Origin of the sequence: Bacillus sp. SIMBA_008 (genome assembly GCF_046535495.1) — a bacterium.
In the GTDB taxonomy this organism is placed as follows: domain Bacteria; phylum Bacillota; class Bacilli; order Bacillales; family Bacillaceae; genus Bacillus; species Bacillus subtilis.
The window spans coordinates 1-236 of the sequence record NZ_JAWRWL010001260.1 but is presented as its reverse complement, the minus strand read 5'-3'; the positions used below and the strand labels follow the sequence as shown (position 1 = coordinate 236).

Genomic DNA, 236 nt, shown 5'->3' with positions numbered 1-236 from the left:
ATCAGCTGCCGCTCCGCCGCTTTCGCCGGCCCGTAGTCGGCCTGGTTGGCCCAGCCGCGATAGGCGGTCGTCGACGACACCAGGACGATGGAGGCCGGGGCCCCGCCGAGACGCCGCACCAGGGCGCGCGAGATCGCGAGTGTCCCCACGACGTGCACGTCGTACAGCAGGCGGAGCCGGTCGAGATCGATGTCCAGCGCGGGCACGAAGGCGCCTCGGATGCCGTGGCAGGCGAC

General features: G+C 72.5%; 1 protein-coding gene. It reads right to left on the bottom strand.

The features are described 5' to 3' along the window. On the bottom strand, positions 1-236 hold a 236-nt coding region (locus SB658_RS27470; RefSeq protein ID WP_410603723.1), incomplete at both ends, for an SDR family oxidoreductase.